This is a genomic window from Herpetosiphon sp. (genome assembly GCF_003512625.1).
Taxonomy (GTDB): Bacteria; Chloroflexota; Chloroflexia; order Chloroflexales; family Herpetosiphonaceae; genus Herpetosiphon; species Herpetosiphon aurantiacus.
The window spans coordinates 129,458-137,747 of sequence record NZ_DOPT01000100.1 but is presented as its reverse complement, the minus strand read 5'-3'; the positions used below and the strand labels follow the sequence as shown (position 1 = coordinate 137,747).

Genomic DNA, 8,290 nt, shown 5'->3' with positions numbered 1-8,290 from the left:
GTGGCAACCCCGGCATCCTCAAAATAAGCAAAGACTTGGGGAATTTGAGGATGCCGGGGTTGCCACAATTGTGATGGAATATGTGGCTGGGCGTGATTTGGAGCATGGGCTAAGCCAAACCTTAGTCGATGGCACATTTATGGCAGGCAAGCCGCGTCCATTCGAGCAAGTGCTACGTGATGCAATTGTCGTCTGTAAAATTTTAGAATACCTGCATGCCCTCAAACCAGCACTGGTTCACGGCGATATCAAGCCCGCCAATTTGATTCGCGATCGTGATAGCAACGAGCTTTTTTTGGTCGATTTTGGCGCGGCAGCGACCAGCGGCGTAGGCCAAACCTATGGCACGCCTGGCTATGCAGCCCCTGAGCAATATCGCAATCAGCGCTATCCAGCCAGTGATATTTATAGTTTAGCAGCCACAATTTATCATTTACTAACTGATGATGATCCATGTGAACACCCGCTGCGATTCCCCAAACTGACCAGCCTTTCGCCCCGCATGCAGCAAGTGCTTGGGCGGGCACTCCACGATGATTTAAGTCAACGGCCAAATGCCACAGTTTTCCGCGATTTGCTTGAAGAAACCCTTGAGCCAACCCTTGTCCAGCCATTTAAATTCCCGAGCGGCGTAACCCCACATACTGGTTACGACCTTGCACAGGCAATTCAAGCCGATTGGGGTTATGGCTTGCATGCCTTGGTCAATGGCGATCTCAACACGTGGTTGCGCCAACATCAACAAACCGAGTTGGCGATTAAAGTCCATCGGATGCTGGTGCAAAATGAACGCCCCGAGCGCGTGCTCGATTTTCTGGTTGGCAGTTTAGCACCCAACTTGTTGGCGGCAGAAGTCAAATTTGAATACAATACCCTGCTGTTGCCACTCGATGGAATGAGCGCCACCCCATTAACTGTGACCGCCCGCAATCGTGCTGCCCACATCAAAGCCGTTGATGCCCCAGGTTGGTTGCAAATAGGGCCAAAAGAACTCTATGTCGTGCCCGAACAACCCCAACAATTTCAATTTGGCCTCGATCTTGCCCGCAACCCCAAGCCTGGGCAAACCGCCAGCGTAAGCTTTGAGATTCGCACCAGTGAGGAAAAACCACAACGGCGCAAATTAAAAATCCAATTAGCCCAAGGTTACTTGCCCAAACCCGACACTGGTGAGTTATGGCCGTTGATTGCTGGCCTTGGCGGTGGCGCGGTTTTGCTCAGCATTGTGCTGGCAGTAATCTATCATCCCAACAATACCTTGTTGATTGAAGCGGCGATTGGCTCGTTGATTGGCATCATTTGGACGATTATATTGAGCGAACGCTCAACCGAAGTGGTGCTTCATATCTTATTAAGTATTGGCGGGGCCATATTAGCTGGCATTATTTATGCAATTTATATTCTCGGTGCGTTTAATCCTTTTTCCTTAGGAGCATTTTTCTATGCTTTGGGTGGTAGCTTAGCCTGTAACACTATCTATCACTACTTTTTCAAACACTTCTAAAACACCAAATCCAGCCAACGAATTGGCTGGATTTGGGTCGATTTGGTGGAGATGGCGGGAATCGAACCCGCGTCCAAAAAGTTAAACCGCAAGCATCTACAAGCGTAGTCTATTGATTAAATCTTATCGGTGCACCACCCGATAGACAAAGCGGGCCACGACCAGCCTGTTAATCTTAGCCCCTAGCCCACAGACATAACTAGGGGAGCGACCCGACTAAGTGTCGCCGCTACAAGCCCATCGGGCTGAGGCTAGTAGAGACGTGTTGCCTTAATTAGGCAGCAAGCGCTACAGGAGCGCGGAAAGTGTTTTTGCCAGTTAATGGCGTTGCCGATTTAACGAGGCTCAGCGTCTCGGCTTGCCACTTACGATTGGCCCTCCCTGTCGAAACCAAGCATCCCCAGGTGGTAGGCCTCTGCGTTCGAGGTCTTGGCATTATAGCATACTCACCCCAAATATTCATAAGACTTTTGTTGGAATTGCGATGGATAGGGGGCCAGATGTAATAGTTCATTCAGTTGACAATGCATTGCGTTCCCTCGACCCCTCTCCCGCACGCGAGGCGAGGGGGAACCGCTCCAAGCGTGCTCCCCTCGCCCGCCGCAGTGGGCGAGGGGTCAGGGGTGAGGGAATGGAAAAATGGGGAACTGGTTTTAATCTAAAATCTATCACAATTAAGGGCTAGGAGTCAGCAGTGAGGGATAAATCCAAGCCCTGCTAAGACTTTTGATGGAATCTTTAAATGCCCTTGCTGGCCTTGATTAGAGCAAACTCGAAGCTTTTAGGGCTTTGGGAAGAAACAAAGCTATTGATCCGTCTGATGGATACTTGGATACAAGCCTGCGAGGACCAAAAAGCTTTATGGTATGATGCGTCTCAATTACTCAATGAGGATTCCGGTTATGACAATAGTAGATGCTCCTCCTCCTAATACGGCGCGGGTTTTGCTTGATGGCGATTTGTTGGTCAACAAAACTAAAGTTCCAGTGCTAATCTCCGCAGGTAATCATCGGTTGGTGGTTTTACAATCGCAAGCGCTCTACGATATCAAGGTTGGCGATAGTGGCTTATTGGTCAGCGAAGCTCGCGGCCAGCAAGAAGTGCTGATTAGTGATATCGATCGTTTGGCCATGGTTGTGCGCTATGAGTTATCGTCGCCACCAGCCAACGACGATGATTTTGAATTACCATCGCCTGAATAAAGTTGGCGCACGCTGGTATAGGGCGGCTCAATCAATTCATCGGCAATAATTTGGCGTGGGCATGCCCGCCAATTGTGCCGATAATCGCTGGGCAACAGTGGCCGCAGCCATTGCGGATACAACTCGGCCAAATCGCTATCCAAGGCTAGCCAATCGGCATAGATCGTTGGTTCCTCGCGAGAGCGCACCACAACCATGGGATCTTGCAAGTGCGCTCGGTAGTAAAATACGATTTCGTGTTTGGGCTTGGGCTTTTTACGCCCCGCCATAAACATGCCTTCAGCAACATAGACCAGTCGTTCGACTTGAACGGCTACCCCGAACTCCTCGCCAAACTCACGTACCAAACATTGTTCGGTCGTCTCACCTACTTCGAGATGACCACCAGGTAGGGCACAGTAGCTGATGCCTTGCTGCTCAGAGCGATGCACCAACACCTGTTGATCGCGCACAATAATCGCTGCCACCCGCACAAAAAACTTCATCGAATACCCTCCCATTGCGAAAGAACTAATCGTTGCCCAACACACAAAGGGGATAGCCACTATTTGCCAGCCTATGCTATCCTGAGGTTAATCATACCTATTAATGAGTGTAGTTTATGGCTGATTTACGTCCTGCAATCCTCGGCGGCACGCCTTTGGCAACGTCGCCAATTCGCTTAGTTCGTCCGGTTTTACCAGAGTTTGCCACCTTAGCCGCCGATGTTGAGCAAACTTTAATCAGCGGCATGGTCACTAAGGGCCAGCATTTAGTGGCGTTTGAACAAGCAGTCGCCGCCCATCTAGGCGTGGCGCATGCGATTGCGGTTTCAAGCTGCACCACCGGCTTGGCCTTAGTCTATCGCGCTTTAGGCTTAAACGGGCCAGTAATTGTGCCCAGTTTTACCTTTATGGCTACCGTCAGCGCCTTGATTTGGGCTGGCGCAACCCCGCGCTTTGTGGAAATTGACCCCACGACCACCAATATCGATTTGGATGCAGTGCGCGCAGCACTCACTCCTGACGTGCAGGCGATTGTGGCCGTGCACAATTTTGGCAATCCAGCAGCAATCGCTGAACTCGAAGCAATCGCCGCCGATGCTGGAATTCCCTTAATTTTTGATGCGGCCCATGGCTTTGGGGCGCAATACGATGGGCGGCCCGTCGGCGGATTTGGCACTGCCGAATGTTTCAGTCTTAGCCCAACCAAGCTCTTGATCGCTGGCGAAGGCGGAATCGTCGCCACCAACAATGATGAGTTAGCCCACAAAATTCGTACAGGCCGCGAATATGGCAACGATGGCAAGTATGGCAGCGATTGGGCTGGCTTGAATGCTCGTATGGCCGAATATAACGCGATTATGGGGCGCTACAGCCTTGAGCAATTGGAGCAAGCCGCCCGCCAACGCAACCAATACGCTGCGCTCTATTGGGCGGCCTTGTTTGCCACGCCTGGCATTGATTTTCAAAAAGTGCGCCCAAACGATCGTTGCTCTTACAAAGATTATTCAATCACGATCGAAGCCAGCGAATTTGGCATCAGTCGCGATTTGCTGAGCAAAGCTTTGGCCGCTGAGGGCATTGATAGTCGTGCCTATTACGATCCGCCAGTTCATCGCCATGCTGCCTACGCTCAATTTGCGCCCACCGAGGGCAGTTTGCCCAAAACCGACTGGCTGGCACAATCGAGCTTGAGCTTGCCGATTCACTCGGAAATGGAGTTCAGTACAATCGAAACCGTTTGCGCAGCGATCAAACGGATTCAGCTGTTTGGCGAGGAAATCATAGCAAAACAATAACCTGCTTCGTTTAACGCAGAGGCGCAGAGGTTATTGTAGTTCCAATTGAAAACTCTGCGTCTCTGCGTTATGAATGACTGATTCAAGGTCACCGTTGTGGCAGCTAGCGAAAGGAGCACTGCCTTGAAATTCTCACGCGCAATTGCTACGCGCCTTTTGGTCGATGCAATTCTCATCAATGTGGGCTTGTTATTGGCCTTTGTAGTGCGCTATATTACGATTGTAATCCATGAGCCAAATTTGGCTGAACGCTTGATTTTGGATTATCGCGACCAATTTTTGAGCACCAGTTGGCTACTGACCAGCCTCGCGTTGGCTTTGCTGTGGATGTTTGGGGTCTATCACCATGTGCGCAGCTATGCCCGTCGCTTCAAAGTAATGACCTTATTACAAGCCACCACGCTCGCCCATCTCGCTTATGGATTTAGCTTTTTCTTTCTGCGCTTCTTGCCGTTTGTTCCGCGTGGGGTGGTGGTGCTGAGCTGGGTATTTACTTCGGCGTTGGTCATTGGCATTCGCATCGCCCGCAATGTGGTGTTGGCAGTCGATGCCTTAGAACGCCAAACTCCCAAGGCCGATCAGCCGATTAAACATGTATTGGTCATTGGCGGGGCGGGCTATATTGGCTCGTTGGTGCTACGTCGCCTGCTCAATCAAGGCTATCATGTGCGGTTGGTCGATTCGCTGATGTATGGCGATGGGGCCATCCGCGAGCTTTACAATCATCCGCAATTTGAATTTGTCCATGGCGATATGCGCCACATCGAAACCGTGGTGCGCTCGTTGGTTGGAATGGATGCGGTGATTCACCTTGGGGCGATTGTTGGCGACCCTGCCTGTGCGATCGATGCCGATTTCAGCACTGAAATTAATTTGATTGCCACGCGAATGTTGGCTGAAGCGTGCAAAGGCTATGGAATTCGGCGCTTTATTTTTGCCTCAACCTGTAGCGTGTATGGCGCATCGGATGAATTGCTCGATGAGCGTTCGGCGCTTAATCCAGTTTCGCTCTATGCCCAAACCAAAATCGACTCAGAAAATATTTTGTTGGGCTTAGCAGATCAACAATTTGCTCCAACGATTCTGCGTTTTTCGACAATTTATGGCCTATCGCCGCGCCCGCGCTTTGATTTGGTGGTCAATTTACTAACCGCCAAAGCTGTACGTGAGGGCAAAATCACGGTGTTTGGTGGTGATCAATGGCGGCCATTTGTGCATGCCGATGATGCCGCCCGCGCGGTAGTGATGAGCTTGAATGCGCCTTTAGCAGCCGTGCGCGGCGAGATTTTCAATGTTGGCTCGGATAGTCAAAACTACACCATCAGCGCGATTGGCGAATTGATTGGGCGTTTAATTCCTGAGGCCGAGTTGGTATTGCAAGGCAACGATGTTGATAAACGTAACTATCGCGTTTCGTTCGCCAAAATTGCCAAAGTACTCAATTTCAGCCCTGAACACACGGTTGAGGATGGGGTACGCGAAATCGAAGCGGCTTTGCGTGATGGATCAATTGGCGATTATTACGACCCAGCCTATAACAACCACAAATTCCTGACGAATGTTGATAATGCGCCGTTGATTCGGCTAGAAACGCCATGGGCCAACAAACGTGAGTCGATCAAGCAATGAGCGAGCCTGCCGTGGAATTGTTGTTGGCGGCATGGTCAAGCCAACCAGCCGCCAACTTAACGCAATTATGTGCTGCATGTAGTCCAAACGACTGGAAAGTGCTGGCTCATCTAGCCGATTATCATGAAGTTGAGGGCTTGCTCTGGTCAGTTTTGCGCCACCAAGCCCTGCCTGCAACCCTCGCCGAACATTGGCGCGAACGCTATTACCTCGCGGCGCTACGCAACGATCTGCGGCTTGAAGAATTTCAGCGAATTCAGCAATTGCTCAACGCCGAATCAATCGAAGTCGCCTTGCTCAAAGGCATGGCCTTTGCTCCAACAATCTATCGCTCACTTGGCCAACGCCAAATGGGCGATATTGATTTGTTGGTTCAGCGGGCTGATTTGCAACGAGCCTGTGCGGTGTTATTTGCGGCGGGCTATGGCCTGAGCCAATACACGGTGCAAACATGGCCACAACAGCGTCGTAGCGGTGGCGAAGTTCGCTTGCAAACGCCTAGCGGCGCAACGTTAGAATTGCATTGGTGGCTGTTTGCGGGGCTGTGGTCGCGTTGGGCTGGCTTGCATACCTATCCAGCTTGGCAACTTCGGCAAGCGCACTATCAAACATTCACCTTGCCAGTGTTGGAGCCAATCAGTCAGCTGTTGCATACTGCTCATCATCTGGCGATTGGCAATCAATATGGGGCTGGAATTGGCCGTATGCTAGCAGATATTGATCGTTTGATTACAGCCTATGCCTTTGATTGGCAACAAGTTTGGCACGAAGCGCAACGTTGGGGTTTGGCGCATATGCTTTGGGGCGGGTTGCGTTTGGCTGAGCAATGGTTTAATTCAGCCATTGAATGGCATTGGCAGCCACGTACTTGGCGCAGAGCCTTGCTCGAACGCTGCTTGCCAAGCCAAAAACTCTTGCTTGGGGCCGATCCACGGTTGCGGCGTAGGTGGCGTTATGCAATTTTAGCCAGCGCTTTGGATTGAGTTCGAGCATAATCTAAGCCTTCTTGCAGGGTCGCGGCACTTGTAACACTGCCTAATTGCAAGTTGCCGCTGGCTAAACTGGCAGCAACATCAGGCCGGACTCCCACTAAAATTGTTTTCGCCCCCAACAACTTCAAAGCCTCAATAATGCGAACCAAGCTCAGCGCAATCTGATCGTCGATCAGCGGCACGCCCGTAATATCAAGCACCAAATACCGCGCCTTGAATTGACTAATTGTTTGGAGGGCTTGGTTGCGTACATCATCAAGCCGTTGCTGATCGAGCGAGCCGACCAAAGGCAGCACCAGTGTGCGTTGATCGATTGGCAAAATTGGCACCGATAAATTGCGAATAATCAGCCGTTGGTGTTCCACCTCAGCTAATAACCGAGTTTGTTCGGCGTTGGTTTGTTGCAATTGCGAGAGCGTTGACGTTCGTTCAATAATTTGTTGCTCCATCACCGATTGCGCTTGCAAAAGCTCTTTTTGGGCTTGGGTTGCCTTGAGAAAATTGTTGCGTAGGCGTGATTGAAACAGATTTAATACCAAAAAGGCAATGCCTGCTAAAACTGCCAAGCCGACAAAATCGCTTATTTCCATGCTTGGCATGACTGCTTGATTAAACAGATTAACGTTGTAGGCCAAGATTGTTGCAAGCAACATACACAGCCAAGCAACGACACTGAGCACTCGTGCCATTTTTTGCTCAAGATAGAGCATCGCCAAAATCAAGGCTAAAATCGGCATCATCAAAATAACTGGCAAGGCAAATGGATTAGAAAGTGCCATCATAAGGCTTGAGCCGAGCATGGCTGTGGCAACCAACAGCATTGCTTGCGGGGTGCGACCACGTTGATTAACCAGATAGCTCGCGGTTAAAAATCCCAATAAGCCAATTAAATTGACCAAGTGTAAATAACGCGCAGGCTTTGGCGCAAGGATCTGTAACCCAATGTCATAGCAAATAAATGCCAACAGGAAAATCAATGAACCCCGAACAATGCGAGCGAAGCGTTGTTGTTGCAGACGATCATTATCAAGCTCGGCCATGAGCATATTCCTATAGCTAGCTAGCTGAATAGGCTCATTATAACGAGATCAACACAATTATTCTATCCATAAAGGGCTATTTTGAACTAGTACTGAGGCGTTTATAACCGAAGCATCAAGGATGCTCCCTAGTATGATATGAA

At 50.2% G+C, this 8,290-nt stretch carries 7 protein-coding genes and 1 other RNA gene; 5 read left to right on the top strand and 3 right to left on the bottom strand.

What is annotated here, in order from left to right; genetic code table 11:
• Positions 1 to 1,504: serine/threonine protein kinase (locus DEF47_RS22990; protein ID WP_287045359.1), on the top strand; the 1,504-nt coding region annotated here is incomplete at its 5' end.
• A gap of 43 nt (positions 1,505 to 1,547) precedes the next feature.
• Here the strand turns inward: DEF47_RS22990 and ssrA are convergent.
• Positions 1,548 to 1,906, bottom strand: a transfer-messenger RNA (tmRNA) gene (gene ssrA, locus DEF47_RS22985).
• 500 nt (positions 1,907 to 2,406) lie between these two features.
• Here ssrA and DEF47_RS22980 point away from each other — a divergent pair.
• Positions 2,407 to 2,706 (top strand): hypothetical protein, encoded by a 300-nt coding sequence (locus DEF47_RS22980; protein ID WP_041304851.1) that lies wholly within the window; start codon positions 2,407 to 2,409, stop codon positions 2,704 to 2,706.
• On the opposite strand, the gene DEF47_RS22975 is transcribed toward DEF47_RS22980, so the two are convergent.
• Positions 2,646 to 3,191 carry an NUDIX hydrolase gene (locus DEF47_RS22975; protein ID WP_012191845.1) on the bottom strand — a complete coding sequence of 182 codons (546 nt, stop codon included), beginning with the start codon at positions 3,189 to 3,191 and terminating at the stop codon, positions 2,646 to 2,648. The two genes, DEF47_RS22980 and DEF47_RS22975, sit on opposite strands and share 61 nt — an antisense overlap.
• A 116-nt stretch (positions 3,192 to 3,307) precedes the next feature.
• On the opposite strand from DEF47_RS22975, the gene DEF47_RS22970 reads away from it, so the two are divergent.
• The 3 genes from DEF47_RS22970 to DEF47_RS22960 all read left to right on the top strand — a co-directional run bounded on the left by DEF47_RS22970 (position 3,308) and on the right by DEF47_RS22960 (position 7,098).
• Complete coding sequence (locus DEF47_RS22970; RefSeq protein WP_012191846.1) at positions 3,308 to 4,486, top strand: DegT/DnrJ/EryC1/StrS family aminotransferase; 1,179 nt, start codon at positions 3,308 to 3,310, stop codon at positions 4,484 to 4,486.
• A gap of 123 nt (positions 4,487 to 4,609) precedes the next feature.
• A complete protein-coding gene (locus DEF47_RS22965) occupies positions 4,610 to 6,115 on the top strand; it encodes an NAD-dependent epimerase/dehydratase family protein (protein ID WP_041304853.1) in 1,506 nt (501 codons plus the stop codon).
• Positions 6,112 to 7,098 (top strand): nucleotidyltransferase domain-containing protein, encoded by a 987-nt coding sequence (locus DEF47_RS22960; protein ID WP_012191848.1) that lies wholly within the window; start codon positions 6,112 to 6,114, stop codon positions 7,096 to 7,098. Before DEF47_RS22965 ends, DEF47_RS22960 begins: the two co-directional genes overlap by 4 nt.
• Here DEF47_RS22960 and DEF47_RS22955 read toward each other — a convergent pair.
• Complete coding sequence (locus DEF47_RS22955; protein WP_012191849.1) at positions 7,068 to 8,147, bottom strand: STAS domain-containing protein; 1,080 nt, start codon at positions 8,145 to 8,147, stop codon at positions 7,068 to 7,070. The genes DEF47_RS22960 and DEF47_RS22955 overlap by 31 nt on opposite strands.
• Between the last annotated feature and the right edge of the window lie 143 nt (positions 8,148 to 8,290).